The sequence below is a fragment of the Methylocella tundrae genome (genome assembly GCF_038024855.1).
Taxonomy (GTDB): Bacteria; Pseudomonadota; Alphaproteobacteria; order Rhizobiales; family Beijerinckiaceae; genus Methylocapsa; species Methylocapsa tundrae.
This window is the reverse complement of record NZ_CP139089.1, coordinates 2,585,129-2,599,639: the sequence shown is the minus strand read 5'-3', so window position 1 is coordinate 2,599,639 and position 14,511 is coordinate 2,585,129. Positions and strand designations below refer to the sequence as shown.

The 14,511-nt window shown below is 62.6% G+C and carries 14 protein-coding genes; all 14 read right to left on the bottom strand.

What is annotated here, in order from left to right; all coding sequences use genetic code 11:
- Positions 1-4: 4 nt before the first annotated feature.
- The 14 genes from urtE to SIN04_RS14205 all read right to left on the bottom strand — a co-directional run bounded on the left by urtE (position 5) and on the right by SIN04_RS14205 (position 14,343).
- Entirely contained in the window at positions 5-718 is a 714-nt protein-coding gene (urtE, locus tag SIN04_RS14270; RefSeq protein WP_134490216.1) for an urea ABC transporter ATP-binding subunit UrtE, read from the bottom strand.
- Entirely contained in the window at positions 715-1,488 is a 774-nt protein-coding gene (gene urtD, locus SIN04_RS14265) for an urea ABC transporter ATP-binding protein UrtD (protein WP_134490214.1), read from the bottom strand. The genes urtE and urtD overlap by 4 nt, the downstream gene beginning before the upstream one ends.
- Before the next feature lie 3 nt (positions 1,489-1,491).
- Positions 1,492-2,580: an urea ABC transporter permease subunit UrtC gene (gene urtC, locus SIN04_RS14260; RefSeq protein ID WP_341264001.1), complete on the bottom strand. Its 1,089-nt coding sequence runs from the start codon at positions 2,578-2,580 to the stop codon at positions 1,492-1,494.
- A gap of 22 nt (positions 2,581-2,602) precedes the next feature.
- A complete protein-coding gene (urtB, locus tag SIN04_RS14255; protein WP_174511772.1) occupies positions 2,603-3,511 on the bottom strand; it encodes an urea ABC transporter permease subunit UrtB in 909 nt (302 codons plus the stop codon).
- A 65-nt stretch (positions 3,512-3,576) separates the two neighbouring features.
- On the bottom strand, positions 3,577-4,767 hold the full coding sequence (urtA, locus tag SIN04_RS14250) for an urea ABC transporter substrate-binding protein (protein WP_134490210.1): 1,191 nt from the start codon (positions 4,765-4,767) through the stop codon (positions 3,577-3,579).
- Positions 4,768-4,919: 152 nt separating this feature from the next.
- Positions 4,920-5,540 carry an urease accessory protein UreG gene (gene ureG / locus SIN04_RS14245; RefSeq protein ID WP_134490208.1) on the bottom strand — a complete coding sequence of 207 codons (621 nt, stop codon included), beginning with the start codon at positions 5,538-5,540 and terminating at the stop codon, positions 4,920-4,922.
- Positions 5,537-6,289 (bottom strand): urease accessory protein UreF, encoded by a 753-nt coding sequence (locus tag SIN04_RS14240; RefSeq protein ID WP_244605818.1) that lies wholly within the window; start codon positions 6,287-6,289, stop codon positions 5,537-5,539. The genes ureG and SIN04_RS14240 overlap by 4 nt, the downstream gene beginning before the upstream one ends.
- The gene (locus tag SIN04_RS14235; protein WP_244605817.1) at positions 6,213-6,668 is read right to left on the bottom strand and encodes an urease accessory protein UreE; all 456 of its coding nucleotides are present in this window, start codon (positions 6,666-6,668) and stop codon (positions 6,213-6,215) included. The genes SIN04_RS14240 and SIN04_RS14235 overlap by 77 nt, the downstream gene beginning before the upstream one ends.
- 73 nt (positions 6,669-6,741) lie before the next feature.
- Entirely contained in the window at positions 6,742-8,454 is a 1,713-nt protein-coding gene (gene ureC / locus SIN04_RS14230) for an urease subunit alpha (protein WP_341264000.1), read from the bottom strand.
- Between the two features lies 1 nt (position 8,455).
- Complete coding sequence (locus SIN04_RS14225) at positions 8,456-8,770, bottom strand: urease subunit beta (RefSeq protein WP_134490202.1); 315 nt, start codon at positions 8,768-8,770, stop codon at positions 8,456-8,458.
- Positions 8,767-9,069, bottom strand: coding sequence for an urease subunit gamma (locus SIN04_RS14220; protein WP_134490200.1), 303 nt, complete (start codon positions 9,067-9,069; stop codon positions 8,767-8,769). Before SIN04_RS14220 ends, SIN04_RS14225 begins: the two co-directional genes overlap by 4 nt.
- Positions 9,066-9,740, bottom strand: a complete 675-nt coding sequence (locus tag SIN04_RS14215) for an urease accessory protein UreD (RefSeq protein ID WP_134490198.1) — start codon at positions 9,738-9,740, stop codon at positions 9,066-9,068. The genes SIN04_RS14220 and SIN04_RS14215 overlap by 4 nt, the downstream gene beginning before the upstream one ends.
- Before the next feature lie 321 nt (positions 9,741-10,061).
- A complete protein-coding gene (locus SIN04_RS14210) occupies positions 10,062-10,988 on the bottom strand; it encodes a response regulator transcription factor (RefSeq protein ID WP_134490196.1) in 927 nt (308 codons plus the stop codon).
- Entirely contained in the window at positions 10,978-14,343 is a 3,366-nt protein-coding gene (locus tag SIN04_RS14205; protein ID WP_134490194.1) for an ATP-binding protein, read from the bottom strand. The genes SIN04_RS14210 and SIN04_RS14205 overlap by 11 nt, the downstream gene beginning before the upstream one ends.
- Between the last annotated feature and the right edge of the window lie 168 nt (positions 14,344-14,511).

The following is a 14,511-nucleotide window of genomic DNA, read 5'->3' as shown; positions in this document are numbered from 1 at the left end:
GGGGCTATATGTTGACAAGATGCGCGACGTCAGCGGCGGTCTCATCCCGCGTGCTCCCCTGGCGAATGAGATGGCCTCGCTGCATGACGCTATAGTGGTCAGCAAAGGACCACGCAAAATCGAGATATTGCTCGATGATCACGATGGTCACCTTGAGCTCGCGCCGGATGCGCCGCAGCGCGTCCTCGATCTGCTGCACGACATTGGGCTGAATGCCTTCCGTCGGCTCGTCGAGAAGCAACAGGCTCGGCCGTCCGCAAAGCGCCCGCCCGATGGCGAGTTGCTGTTGTTCGCCGCCGCTGAGCACGCCGGCCTTGCGGGCCTTGATCTGATTGAGTTTGGGGAACAGATCATAGATGTGATCGGGGATAGCGCCGATCGCCTGTCCGCGCCCGGCCAGCGCAGACAAGCCGGTTTCGAGGTTTTCCTCCACAGTCAAATGCGGGAAGATGTGGCGCCCCTGCGGCACGAGGCCGATCCCTTTGCGGGCGCGTTCATAGGATTGCAGTTTTGAAATATCCTCGCCCTTGAACCAGATCGAGCCGCTGGTCAGGCGCAACGCGCCGATGATGGTCTTGAATAGGGTGGTCTTTCCAACCCCGTTGCGCCCGATGAGCGCGACCGCTCCGCCATCCTCGATGTCGAGGTCGATGTCCCAGAGGACCTGACTTTGGCCGTAGGCGGCGGCGACATGGTCGAGCTTCAGGAGGACGCTCATTCGGCCGCCCGCCCCAGATAGACGGCCGCGACCTCGGGGTCCTTGCGGATCTCGGCGACGCTGCCTTCTTTCAGGAACTGCCCCATATGCATGACAGTCACCCTCCCGTTCAATTGTTCGATGAAGCTCATGTCGTGATCGATCACCAGCACCGCGTGCCGGCCTTGCAGTCCGCGAATGAGATCGGCCGTGCGGCTGGTTTCGGCCGGACCCATTCCGGCCGTCGGCTCATCGAGCAGAAGGAGATCGGCGTCGGTCGCCACCACCATGCCGATTTCGAGCCATTGCTTTTCGCCATGCGCCAATTCGCCCGCGAGGATGTGGCTGCGGTCGGCGAGGCCGATGGTCTCAAGGATCTCATCGACCTTTTCGCGTTCTTCCACGGCCTCGGCGACGCCAAACGAGCGCCACCACCGGCGATCCTTTTGAGCGGCGATCAGAAGGTTGTCGAGAACGCTCAAAGACGGCAGAACGCCGGGCGTCTGAAATTTGCGGCAAATGCCGCGCCGGACAATCTCGAACTCCGGTAATTGCGTGATGTCCTCGCCCTTGAACACCACGCGCCCGTCGGTCGCCCTCACGCGGCCTATGATCGTATCGCACAAGGTCGATTTGCCCGCCCCATTCGGGCCGATCACGACGCGAAGCGATCCGCGATCAATCGTCAGGCTGAACCCGTTGAGAGCCTTGAAGCCGTCGAAGTCGACCGTGACGCCGTCAACCGCCAGCAGCAGATGCGGCTCCGTCAGCAAGGGAGCGAGATCGGACATGGGCTAGCTCTCCACGCGCGCGACAGGGTTGGAGCCGACGGGCGTGACGGGCCGGCGGCGGCTCAACCGCGACGTCCAGCCCGAGCCCAAACCGGCGAGGCCCTCGGGCAGCAGCGTCACGACAAGGACAAAGACAAGGCCAAGAGCGTAAAGCCAGAGGCTCGGCAAGGCGCTGCTGATCTGATCCTTCGCGAAATTCATCAGAAGCGTGCCGGCGATGGCGCCCCAAAGGCTCTTGCGTCCGCCAATCGCCACCCAGATCACCATTTCGATCGAGGGCACCACCCCGACGAGCGCCGGCGAGATCACACCTGCGTGCAGCGTGAACAGGGCGCCGGCGACACCGGCGAGGACCGCGCTCAGCGTGAAGGCGACGACTTTATAGGGAGCTGGATCATAGCCGAGGAATCTGACCCGGTTCTCGCCATCGCGCGTCGCGCGCAAAAGCTTGCCGAAGCGCGATGACAGCAGCCAATGAACGCCCGCGAATGATGCGATGAGCAAAAGCAATGTCGCCCAATAGAGGCCGCGTATTGTTCCCGGAGAGCCGAGATCGAGGCCGGAAAAGGTCTGGAAGTCGGTGAGGCCGTTGAACCCGCCGGTTGATTGCTGCTGACTGACCAGCAAGGTCGCAAAGCACAGCGCCAGCGCCTGTGTAATCAGGGCGAAATAAACGCCGCCGACGCGCCGGCGAAACACGAGCCAGGAGAAGAGCGCGGCGAATATGCCGGGCACGAGGATGACGCCCATTACGGCGAAGAACGAATTGCCGAAAGGCTCCCACCACCAGGGCAAAGCGTCGCGCCCGCTCCAGCTCATGAAATCAGGGATTTCCCCGGGCCCCAAAGCGGCGAGCTTCAAATTCATCGCCAGCGCATATCCGCCAAGGCCAAAGAACACGCCCTGTCCCAAACTCAACACGCCGGCCTCGCCCCACAGCAGCACGAGGCCGATTGCGAGAATGGAAAGGGCAAGAAAACGGCCAAGAAGCGTGAGCTCATAGGCCGAGATCAGCCACGGGGCCAGAAACGCGAGCCCGATCACGCCGATCGTCAGAAAGCGGCCGATGAGAGGAAGCTGTTTATTCATCATTCTGCTCCGCGGTTCCGGGGCGTCAACTGTCCAGCGCCCTCGACCGGACGGCGATGACTCCTTGCGGCCGGAATTGAATGAATGCGATGACGAAAACGAGCACGAGAACCTGCGACATGCTGACGTCGACGAAGATCTGAACAAGCGCCGAAAACAGGCCGATCATGATCGAGGCGATGGTGGTTCCGACAAGGCTGCCAAGGCCGCCGAGGATCACGACGAGAAAGGCCGGCACGATGTAGCTTTGTCCAACGTTTGGCGTGACGGGGCCAAGCAAGGCGAGGACCACGCCGGCAAGGCCGGCGATGCCGGCGCCGAGGCAGAACACCAATAAATCGACCTGGCGAACATTGATGCCGGCGGCGCCAGCCATGAAGCGGTCCTGATTGACCGCGCGCACGAGCAGGCCGAGCCTGCTGCGCGCCATCAGGACGCTGAGCGCCGCTAAAACCACGATGGCGACGAACAGAATGAATATACGCGTCGCCGGCAGGTTGAGACCGGCGAGAAGGCCGCTCTCGACGCGAAACGAATGGTCGAGCCATGCGGGCGCCGTGACGCCGACGCCGATCGCGCCGAAAATGTTGCGCGCCGCCTGTTGTAGAATGAGGCTGACGCCCCAGGTCGCCAGCAAAGTATCGAGGGGGCGCGAGGCCAGACGATGAATGACCGTCATCTCGATCACGGCGCCGACCAGCGCCGCGCCGAGAAATGCGATCGGCATGGCGACGATGATGCCGAGCGGGCCGGGAATGGCGATAAGCGTCAGATAAGCGAGATAGCCCCCAAGCATCAGCATCTCGCCATGGGCCATGTTGATGACGCGCATCAGACCAAAACTCAGCGCGAGCCCCAGCGCCGCCAGCACGAACAACGAGGCGACGCTGAATCCGTTGAAGATTTGTCCGACGAAAAGCGTGTAGGCGCCCATGGGACATGCCTTTCAGAAAAGAGAGGCGCTCTCGACGCTGCGAAAGCGCTTCTTTCAGGTCTGATTCAGAGTTCGCATTTCTTGCCGGGGAAGGCGACCGGATCATAGGGATCGGGAGCGATCAGATCCTTCGATTGCCAGATGATCTTGAACTGCCCCGCCGGATCGAGCTGGCCGACATAGGCCTTCTGATACAGGCTCTGGTTCTTGGCGAATTTGACGGCTCCCATCGGCGTGTCGGGAAGCTCAAGATCGACCGCGGCTTTTCTGACTTTGTCGACATCGAAACTGCCCGCCTTTTCGACGGCCGCTTTCCAGATGTAGACATCTACATAGCCGTGGACCATGGGGTCGGTGACGGCCGCGCCCGCGCCGAACTTCTTTTGGTAGTCGGCGACGAACTTCTTGTTGGCGTCATTGGTGAAGCTCTGAAAATAGTTCCAGCCGGCGTAGCTTCCCTCGACCAGGGACGGACCCATGGCCTGGGCCTCCTGCTCGCCGATGCTGAAGGACATCACCGGAAGCTTGATGCCGGCCGCCGCCATCTGCTTGAAGAAGGAGACATTGCTGTCGCCGTTCAGCGTGCTGTAGACGACGTCCGGATTGGCGGCCTGAATCTTGGCGATCACCGCGCTGAAATCCGTGCCGCCGAGAGGCACATATTCTTCTCCCGCGGTTTTCAGCTTGTCCACCGCGATGTGCTTCTTGAGGATCAGATTGGCGGTGCGCGGAAAAACATAGTCGGAGCCGACCAGGAAGAAGTTTTTATAGCCCTTCTCCTTGCCCCAGTCGTAGGCGGGGACGATCTGCTGGTTCGGCTGCGCGCCGGAATACATGATGTTGGGCGAGCATTCATTGCCTTCAAACTGCACGGGATACCACAGCAGGCTCTTCAGGCGCTGGAACACCGGCAGCATGGCTTTGCGGCTGGCGGAGGTCCAGCCGCCGAACACGGTCACGACGCCGCCGTCCTGCACCAGCTTCGTCGCCTTTTGCGCGAAGATCGCCGGATCGGAAGCGCCGTCCTCTACAATGGGAATGATCTTCTTGCCGAGAACGCCGCCGGCGGCGTTGATTTCGTCAATCGCCATCATTTCGGCGTTCTTCACCGTGACTTCGCTGATCGCCATCGTGCCGCTCAAGGATTGCAGCACGCCGACTTTGACGGAATCTTCCGCGTAGGATGGCGCCGACAGCATGGTCGCGGCGAGCAGTGCGGTGGAAATCTTGGCGACAGGCCGCTTTATCAGCTTCATTCAGATCCCCTCGGATAAGCTCGATTGATGTCGCGGTCGGCGGCTCAGCAAACCACCGCGATGGCGACGCGCAACCCTAGGAGGTTATCTGAAGAGGCGGTATGGGGCGTTCGACGTATCCGCCCACGCTTGGCGCGAGGGCGCGTCAGCGCTCAGGACCGCGAGAGACCGCCCTTGCTCTCGATGAAGGCGACGATTTCAGCGACGCCCTTGTCAGCCTTGAGATTGGTGAAGAGAAACGGCCGCGCGCCGCGCATCCGGCGCGAATCCCTGTCCATGACGTCCAGCGACGCGCCGACGAGTGGCGCGAGGTCGATCTTGTTTATGACGAGCAGGTCGCTGCGCGTGATGCCGGGGCCGCCTTTGCGCGGAATCTTGTCGCCCGCGGAAACGTCGATCACATAGATCGTCAGATCGGCCAGCTCCGGGCTGAAGGTCGCGGCCAGATTATCGCCGCCGCTTTCGATGAAGATGACGTCGAGACCGGGAAATCGCGCGTTCATCGACTGGATCGCCGCGAGATTGATCGAGGCGTCCTCGCGGATCGCTGTGTGCGGACAGCCCCCCGTTTCGACGCCCATGATGCGCTCAGGCGCGAGCGCGGCCGAACGCGTCAGAAATTCAGCGTCCTCCTTAGTGTAGATGTCGTTGGTGATCGCCGCGATGTTCCAATGATCGCGCATCGCCTTGCAGAGCCTGTCGGTCAAAGCGGTTTTGCCGGAGCCGACCGGGCCGCCGATGCCGACGCGGAGCGGGCCATTTGGTGAATTCATGATCGAAACAGCCTTGTGTACTGGGTTTCATGACGCATGGAGTAGATTTCGATCACGGGCGCGGCGGCTCCAACTTCGCTGAGGTCAGACTGCGCCGCGCGCTTTGCGATCGCCGCGATCCTTGGCGCCATCGCGGCGATGGCGCGCTGGCCATCCGTTTGACCCAAAGGCACAAGCCGAACCCCGGCCGAAACAAGATTGGCGGCGATGGCGTGGCCTAGCGCCATCAGCATGGGCGGCAGCGGGACGCATCGCGCGCAGACGGCGCCAACCGCGACAGGATAGACAAGGCCTTCTGGATGAGCCTTTGCGAAAGCATCGAACGCCGCGTTCGGCCACGCCGCGCATGTGGTCGAGGCAAAAGCCGCGCCTTGCTGCGAAGACTCGAGCGCGAATTCGCTCGTCGGGCGCAGGGCCATTGCCAGTTCCGCGACATGATCCAATTCGTCCAGCCGGCCGCCGCTCATCGCGCGCCACGCCGCGGCCGCGAGAACGAGATCCGACCATCCGGCGCCAAGTTCGAGAACGGCGCAGACATATTCGACGAGATCGGGCAGCGCGCGAACTTCACCGGTCTCGACCGCCCATTCGAGGCCGTGGCTATAGCTATAGGCGCCGACCGGATAGGATGGCGAAAGCCAGGTCGCGAGCGCCAGCAGCCAGTCGGCGCCGTCATCCGTGGGAGTGATCGTGGCGGCCTCCATGCGCGCCATGCGCGTGCGCGTCGTCATCGTGATGATGATGGTCATGTGAATGTCCGCCGCCATAGGCGCCTTGCTCTGGCGAAAAGGGGCGCAGGGCTGTGCGGCACTCGGCGCCAAGACCGATCAACATGGCCTCGATCACATGGTCCTGGCGGATCAAAATGACGCCGCCGAGGATCTGGACCGGCAGATGCCGATTGCCGAGGTGATAAGCAAGCTGCGCCAAACTGGACGCTCCGGCCCTTACCTCCAAAAGCGGCTCGGGCGCGGCGACGACGCGAACGATTCCGCCCGACGCGAGGGCGAGGCCGTCGCCTTCCGCGAGGCGCGCCGCCTGCGGCAGATCGAGGAGAAATTCGCCGCCGTCGCCGTCCATGTTGAGACGAATGCGGCGGCGATGCCGGTCGTCCCAGCAAAGCGTCACCGCCCCAACCTCATGCGAGGCGGGCCAGCTTCGCGCGGGGAAAACGGAGGTTGCGCGGCGCGGCTCTGACATATCAAAACAGAAAGTAGCGCTGCGCCATCGGCAGCTCTTCGGCGGGCTCGCATGTCAACAAAAGGCCGTCGGCGCGCACCTCATAAGTTTCGGGATCAACCTCGATGACCGGCGTCGCGTCATTCAGGATCATGCTCTTTTTGGAAATTCCGCTCCGCACGTTGCGCACCGCCGCCAGCGGCCGGGAGAGGCCGTAGCGCGAGGCGATCCCATGCTCGATGGAAAGCGCGCTGACGAAGAGCAGGCTCGATTCGGTGAGGCTTCGGCCGAAAGCTCCAAACATCGGCCTGTAGTGCACCGGCTGAGGCGTCGGGATGCTGGCGTTGGGATCGCCCATCGCCGCCGCCGCGATGACGCCGCCCTTTAGAACCAGATCCGGCTTGACGCCGAAGAACGCCGGAGACCACAGCACGAGATCGGCCAGCTTGCCGACCTCGACGGAGCCGACGACATGCGAGATGCCGTGTGCGATCGCCGGGTTGATCGTATATTTCGCGATGTAGCGCCGCGCGCGGAAATTGTCGTTGCCGGGCGCATCCTCGGGCAGCGAGCCGCGCTGGCGCTTCATTTTGTCGGCGGTCTGCCAGCATCTGATGATGACTTCGCCGACGCGTCCCATCGCCTGGCTGTCGCTTGAAATCATCGAGAGCGCGCCAAGATCATGCAGAATGTCCTCGGCCGCGATGGTCTCTTTACGGATGCGGCTCTCGGCGAAGGCGATGTCCTCAGGAATGCGCGGATCGAGATGATGGCAGACCATCAGCATGTCGAGATGCTCGTCCAGCGTGTTGACCGTGAAGGGCCGCGTCGGGTTGGTTGACGAGGGCAAAACATTCAATTCGCCAGCAAGCTTGATGATGTCAGGCGCGTGCCCGCCGCCCGCGCCTTCGGTATGAAAGGCATGGATCGTGCGGCCCTTGAAGGCGGCGATCGTCGTCTCGACGAAGCCGCTCTCGTTCAGCGTGTCGGAATGGAGCGTCGCCTGGACGTCGAGTTGATCGGCGACGGAAAGACAGCAATCGATGGCGGCGGGCGTCGTACCCCAGTCCTCATGCAGTTTCAGACCGCAGGCGCCGGCCGACACCGTCTCGATGAGGGCATCGGGTTTGCTCGCATTGCCCTTGCCGAAAAAGCCGAGATTCATCGGCAAGCCTTCGGCGGCCTGCAGCATCCGCATCATGTGCCAGGGTCCCGGCGTGCAGGTCGTCGCCTTGGTTCCCTCCGCGGGACCCGTGCCGCCCCCCAACATGGTCGTCACGCCGCTATAGAGCGCCTCCTCGATCTGCTGCGGCGCGATGAAATGAATATGCGCGTCGATGCCGCCGGCGGTCAGTATCTTTCCCTCGCCCGCGATAATCTCGGTGCCTGGGCCGATGATGATCGTGACGCCCGGCTGAATGTCGGGATTGCCGCCCTTGCCGATCGCGGCGATGCGGCCGTCCTTCAGGCCGACGTCGGCTTTCACCACGCCGGTATGATCGAGAATCACCACATTGGTGATGAGCGTGTCGACGGCGCCTTCAGCGCGCGAGCGTTGACTTTGCCCCATCCCGTCGCGAATGACCTTGCCGCCGCCGAACTTCACTTCCTCGCCATAGATGGTGTGGTCGCGTTCGACCTCGATCAGCAATTGCGTGTCGGCGAGGCGGATCTTGTCTCCGACGGTCGGGCCAAACATGCCTGAATAGGCCCGCCGGCTTATCGTGACGGGCATGTCATTCCTCTCCAAGCTTGTTCATGACGGCTCCGGTAAAGCCCCAGATTTCGCGCGCGCCGGCATAAGGGATAAGCCTCACTTCGCGGGACTGGCCGGGTTCGAAGCGGACGGCGGTTCCGGCCGGAATGTCAAGCCGCATGCCGAGCGCCTTTTTCCGGTCGAATGAGAGCGCTGCGTTCGTCTCGGCGAAATGATAGTGGGAGCCGACCTGGATCGGACGGTCCCCGACATTCGACACGGCAAGCGCGATGGCGGCGCGGCCGGCGTTGAGCACAATGTCGCCGGCGGCGGGAATGATCTCGCCCGGGATCATCGAATGGGCTCATGCACGGTGACGAGCTTCGTTCCATCGGGAAAGGTCGCCTCCACCTGAATTTCAGGGATCATTTCTGCGATGCCCTCCATCACCTGTTCGCGTCCGATCACTGTCCCGCCCTGCTCCATGAGAGCTGCGACGCTGCGCCCGTCGCGGGCGCCCTCCACCACGAAGTCGGTGATGATCGCGACGGCCTCGGGATAATTGAGCTTTACGCCGCGCTCGAGACGGCGGCGCGCCACGATCGCCGCCATGGCGATCAGGAGCTTGTCTTTTTCTCTTGGAGTCAGATTCATGCGTTCTCCCAGCAGACCGATCCGGCCATCGATTTGTGAAGCTCCTCGGCGAAGGAAAACGAAGCGGCCCGCAATTGCGCCTCGTCGTCGTTCAAGAAGCGCGCGAGCAGAACGCCGTTGACAAGCGTCGCGCCTCCGCCGAGCCGCGCCGCCGCGTCTTGTGCGACAGGCAAAATCGATGCCGAATCCGGGCCAAAATAGATGATTGTGCCAAGGCCTGCTGAATCGCCGAAAGCGAAGCGCCGCGCCTTTTCAGCGAGGAAACCCTCGTCGAGACGCAGGCAATCCATCCATAGCAATTTATCGCGGCAGCGGATCGCCCAGTTGTCCCGCAATGAGCCGCAGGTGAATCGCTCGCCGCGAGCGATGCGCCCGAAGATTACGATCTCGGCTGCGAGAAACCTCGACGTTTTCGTCACCGAAACGCACTGCCGGCGCCTGAGGCGGGCGCCGTCAAACAGGATCGTTTCCTGCGGCGCCCACGTCAGCTGCGCGCCCTCCGCGACGGCGAGATCGGTCGTGATGCGCGTCTCCTCGGTGAGCGAGCGATATATTTTCTCCGCCGCCTGCGTGGTGACTGTCAATCGCGCGCCCTCGCGCACTCTGATTTCACTCGAAATACGGTCGCCCTCGACGAGGCCGCCGCCCGTATTGACGAGGATCGCCTCCATGAGGGACGCGTCCGCCGCCGACGGAAAGAAAGCGCGACAGGGCGCCTGTTGGCGGAGTTTGCTTAATCTCGTCGCTCCCGATTTCCGAACGACTTCGAATGCAAGTCCGCCATCGGCGCGCTGAAACCGTGGCGAGGGCGTTTTGGAGCATGGCGAGATGTTGGAAGCTCCTGTGGCGCTGTCTCTCGAGTCCGCATTCAATAGCGCTCGCCAATGGGATCTATCAAGCCGCACCTTACCAACCGGACCCGTCTGCGGCGCAATACGCGCAATTGAGCATTGACACGGTCTGCGGGCGCATCGCCGGATCGGCCTTCCGCCTCATCCCGAAGCCTTTCCCAGGAGGTTGAGGACGAGCGCCGTGGCGGCGGTGCGGTTTTCGACTCCGAGTTTTGCGTAGACGTGCTCCAGATGCTTGTCGACCGTGCGCGTGCTCATCCCGAGGATTTCGGCGGCGTCCCGATTGGATTTCCCTCTGACGATCCAGGATAAGACTTCGAGTTCGCGCATCGTCAGTCGAAACGGCTCGAACAGGGAAGGGGGCAGCTCCTCGATTTCCTGCGGCGCGAGGCGCAATAAAAACTCATCGGGACCTATGCGGCCGACATAGGAAATCCGCACCGGGCCGGCTCTTAGCAGCGATAGCGTCGGTCCGTTCCGGCGACGGTCCGCGTCTCCTGCATTGCAGGCGGCGACCCAGTCGCGAATCTCCGCGGGGACGAGCAACCCCTTGTCGCCGTCGGCGATGAGGAACGTCTTTTCGGCCTGGGGCGTCAGCCACAACACATGGCCTTCCGCGTTCACCGCGAATAAATGTCGTCCCGACGCGTCGAGCGCCGCACGCGCGCTTTGGGCGACGCGGGCGGTCGCTAGATGGACGCGGATGCGCGCCAGCATTTCCTCGATGATCACGGGCTTGGTCACATAGTCGACGCCGCCGGCCTCAAGTCCTTTGACGATATGTTCGGTCTCGCTCAAACCCGTCATGAAGATGACCGGCACCTTGCGCAGCGCCGCATCGGTCTTGAGGCGCCGGCATGTCTCGAAGCCGTCGATGCCAGGCATCATCGCATCGAGCAGAATGACGTCCGGCAGCAGCCTTTGCGCGATCTTGATCGCGGAGGCGCCATCAAGGGCGACCATGACGGTCATGCCGGCCTTGTCGAGCGCGTCGGTCAGCAGCGACAGCGTCTCGGGCGAATCATCGACGACGAGGGCGACGTCACGCAACTGGCCATCATCGGTCATTGGCGTTCAACACATCGAGTTCAGCCATGTAGCGCGGCAGATCGCAGTTCTCGACGAGCTCGCGCAGCCGCTCGACGACCGGCCGCGCGTCCGGGTTTTCGGCCGCGATCTCATCGAGCTTGAACTGAATGCCGCGCACGAAGCCGAGCGCGCCGAGCTCCGTCAGATCAGCGAGATGATGCGCCGTCAGTTGCGCGGGCTCCAGCACGACTTCGGGAGCGGGCGTCGTTTCCTCAAGCTCCCAGGAAAGTCCGAGCAGGCTTTGCACGGCGTCGAGCAGCCGGCCAACGTCGATGGGCTTCATCAGGAAACCGTCGTGAACCGGCTCCACAGCGGCGGTGCGATGGGCGTCGATGGGATTGGCCGAAAGCATCAGGATGGAGGCCTCGCGGTGGCCGCCTTCGCGCAGCTTCTCGGCCAGCATCCAGCCATTGAGGCCGGGCATCGAGACGTCAAGCAGAAACAGGTCCGGACGGCAGTGCTCGACGAGCGAGAGGCAGGTCACGCCGTCGGGCGCGCTCATCAGAATAAAGCCGAGCGGCTCCAGAATGTCGGCCATCAGGTCGCGATGCGAGTCGTCATCATCGACGACAAGCACCGTGCGCCGCGGCCCGGCGTAGCCCCTGACGCGGCGCGGCTCCGCGCCCGGAAGCCGCGGGTCCGTCACTTCGGAGAGAAGCAGCTTCACGTTGAATGCGCTGCCCTTTCCGGGCGTGCTGCGCACTGTGATCTGGCCGCCCATGATGCCGGTCAGCAGCTTGGCTATGGTGAGCCCGAGGCCGGTGCCTGAATTTGGCTCTGTCTCTCCAATGGCGCCGCGCTCGAATGGCGCAAAGATGCGTTCGAGATCCTGTTCCCTGATGCCGGGCCCCGTGTCCACAATCTTGAATTCGGCGATCGGGCTCCGATAGGTCATGCTCAGGACGACGCCCCCCTGGCGGGTGAACTTGATGGCGTTGGAAACGAGGTTGATCAATATCTGCCGCAAACGCTTCTCATCCGAATAAACGACGACGGGCAGATTGGCGGGGCGTTCGATGTCGAAGGCGATGCCTTTGGTCTCGGCCTGTATCTTGAACATCTCGGCGAGCTGATCCAGAAACTCCGCCATGCGGACCTGGTCCCGTTCAAGGTGCAGACGGCCGGCTTCGATCTTCGCGACGTCGAGAAGACCATCGATCAAGCCGGCGAGGTGCCGCGCGCTTCGTTGCACCACGCGGATCTGATTGCGCGGCTTGTTTCCAAGATCCTGATTTTGTTCGAGAAGCTGAGTGTAGCCTAAAATCGCGTTGAGCGGCGTTCGAAGCTCGTGGCTGAGGCCCACGACATAGCGGCTCTTCGCCTCATTGGCGGCCTCGGCCGCCTCCTTAGCCTTTTGCAGCGCGGCGTCGGTGCGTCCATGCGCCTCGATTTCAGCCATCAGCAAACTCGCCTGCCGATTGAGCTCGGCTTCGGCGGCGCGAATGCTTTGCCCGGAAAGAACGAACAGCCAGGCCGCGACGCCAACCACGATCATGAGGGCGAAGAACACTTTCCACAGCACGTTCGCAACCAGCGTCTGGCCGATCTCCTGACCACTCCCGCTCTCGAGATTGACGAGGCTCAAGATGACGGCGATCACTCCGACGGATAGTGCGAATACCCCGATATAACGCATGAACTGTGTGTCGAGCTGCGCGTGCAGGGCTTTCGGCAGAATGAGGCGCGCGAGCGCCTTCGCCTGCATGCCGACCCGCGCCTGCGGCTTGCACAGGTCATGGCAGCGCGCGTCGAGCGAACAGCACAGCGAGCAGATCGGGCCCGCGTAAGCCGGGCAGTGCGCCATGTCCTCCGGTTCGAAGGCATGTTCACAGATGCAGCATTTGATGTCGCCCTGCGCCTGCAGGCTCTGGCTTGGCTTGCGCGCCAGATAGAAGCGCCCGCGCGTCAGCGCCGCGATCAGCGGGGAAGCGGTGAAGCTGACGCCAAACGCCACGAAGATTGCCAGCGCATGGGCCGTCGCGCCCAAATAATTCAGCGATGCGGCGGCCGAGGCCGCGCAGGCGAGCAGCATGGCGCCGACGCCGACGGGATTGATGTCGTAGGAATGCGCCCTTTTGAATTCGATATAGGGAGGGCTGAGGCCGAGCGGCTTGTTGACGACGAGATCGGCGACCAGCGCGCCGACCCACGCCACGGCGACATTGGCGTAAAGGCCCAGCGTCTGCTCAAGGGTTTTGTAGACGCCAAGCTCCATCAGCAGGAGGGCGATGACGACGTTGAACACGAGCCAGACGACGCGGCCGGGGTGGCTGTGGGTCAGCCGCGAAAAAAAATTCGACCAGGCGATCGAGCCGGCATAGGCGTTTGTGACGTTGATCTTGATCTGTGCGAGCAAGACGAAAAGCCCGGTCACCGCCACCGCGACGGCGGGGTTCGGCAGCACATAGCCAAAGGCGGCGAGATAGAGATGCGTCGGGTCGCTCGCATCGGCGAATGCGATCCCTTGGCCGAGGGCGAAGGCCGCGAGGAAAGACCCGGCCAGCAGTTTGAGCGCGCCAATGACCACCCAGCCGGGTCCGGCCGATAGCAGCGCCAGCCACCAGGCCGTGCGCTGGCCGGGCTTCTCGCGCGGCAAAAAGCGCAGAAAATCGACCTGCTCGCCGATCTGCCCGGCCAGCGAAAAGACAACAGCGGCGGCGGCTCCAAAGAGGGCGATGTCGAAGCCGCCCGAGGCCGGGCCGCGCTGTCCGGTGAAATGGGTCCATTGTGCGAAGGCGCCTGGCTGCAACAGCACGATGCCGATGAAGGGCAGCACCTGCAGCACAGCCCACAACGGTTGGGTCCACAGCTGAAAGCGGCTGATGAAGGTGATGCCGTGCGTTACCAGAGGGATGATGCCCAAGGCGGCGATCAGATAACCGACAGGCCGGGGTACGCCAAAGCACAAGTCGAGCGCGGTAGCGAGGATGACCGCCTCGATGGCGAAAAAGATGAAAGTGAAGGAGGCGTAGATCAAAGAGGTGATCGTTGAACCGAGATAGCCAAAGCCCGCGCCGCGCGTCAGAAGATCGATGTCAACGCCAAATTTCGCGGCGTAGAAGCAGATCGGCAGCCCCGCGGCCATCATCAGCGCGCAGACGACGAGAATGGCCGCGACGGCGTTGGTGAAGCCGTAATTCAACGTGATCGCGGCGCCGATCGCCTCAAGCGCCAGAAAGGATATTGCGCCGAGCGCGGTATTGGCGACGCGAAAAGACGACCAGCGGCGCGCGCTCTTGGCGGTGAAGCGCAAAGCATAATCTTCAAGAGTTTGGTTGGCCACCCACTGATTATACTGCCGCCGCACCCTGTCGATTCTTTGTAACCCGATCATTGACCAACCCTTGGCGCGCCGGAGACGTCGCCTTTCCCCGGCAGCGATGACACTAAGCCAGTGCTTTTGCGGTGCAACATACGCTATTTTACGTATCGCTCCCAGCCGCCCGGTCCAACACCATAAGCGTCAACGGAGCGACACCCCTCCGCAATTTGCATCATCAGC

Bases quoted from the DNA above. Each gene is read 5' to 3' on its own strand.
- SIN04_RS14210 (WP_134490196.1), bottom strand. From the start codon at position 10,988: ATGACCGATGATGGCCAGTTGCGTGACGTCGCCCTCGTCGTCGATGAT.
- ureG (WP_134490208.1), bottom strand. From the start codon at position 5,540: ATGAATTCACCAAATGGCCCGCTCCGCGTCGGCATCGGCGGCCCGGTC.
- SIN04_RS14215 (WP_134490198.1), bottom strand. From the start codon at position 9,740: ATGGAGGCGATCCTCGTCAATACGGGCGGCGGCCTCGTCGAGGGCGAC.
- urtD (WP_134490214.1), bottom strand. From the start codon at position 1,488: ATGTCCGATCTCGCTCCCTTGCTGACGGAGCCGCATCTGCTGCTGGCG.
- ureC (WP_341264000.1), bottom strand. From the start codon at position 8,454: ATGCCCGTCACGATAAGCCGGCGGGCCTATTCAGGCATGTTTGGCCCG.
- urtC (WP_341264001.1), bottom strand. From the start codon at position 2,580: ATGATGAATAAACAGCTTCCTCTCATCGGCCGCTTTCTGACGATCGGC.
- urtB (WP_174511772.1), bottom strand. From the start codon at position 3,511: ATGGGCGCCTACACGCTTTTCGTCGGACAAATCTTCAACGGATTCAGC.
- urtE (WP_134490216.1), bottom strand. From the start codon at position 718: ATGAGCGTCCTCCTGAAGCTCGACCATGTCGCCGCCGCCTACGGCCAA.
- SIN04_RS14225 (WP_134490202.1), bottom strand. From the start codon at position 8,770: ATGATCCCGGGCGAGATCATTCCCGCCGCCGGCGACATTGTGCTCAAC.
- SIN04_RS14205 (WP_134490194.1), bottom strand. From the start codon at position 14,343: ATGATCGGGTTACAAAGAATCGACAGGGTGCGGCGGCAGTATAATCAG.
- SIN04_RS14240 (WP_244605818.1), bottom strand. From the start codon at position 6,289: ATGACCATCATCATCACGATGACGACGCGCACGCGCATGGCGCGCATG.
- urtA (WP_134490210.1), bottom strand. From the start codon at position 4,767: ATGAAGCTGATAAAGCGGCCTGTCGCCAAGATTTCCACCGCACTGCTC.
- SIN04_RS14220 (WP_134490200.1), bottom strand. From the start codon at position 9,069: ATGAATCTGACTCCAAGAGAAAAAGACAAGCTCCTGATCGCCATGGCG.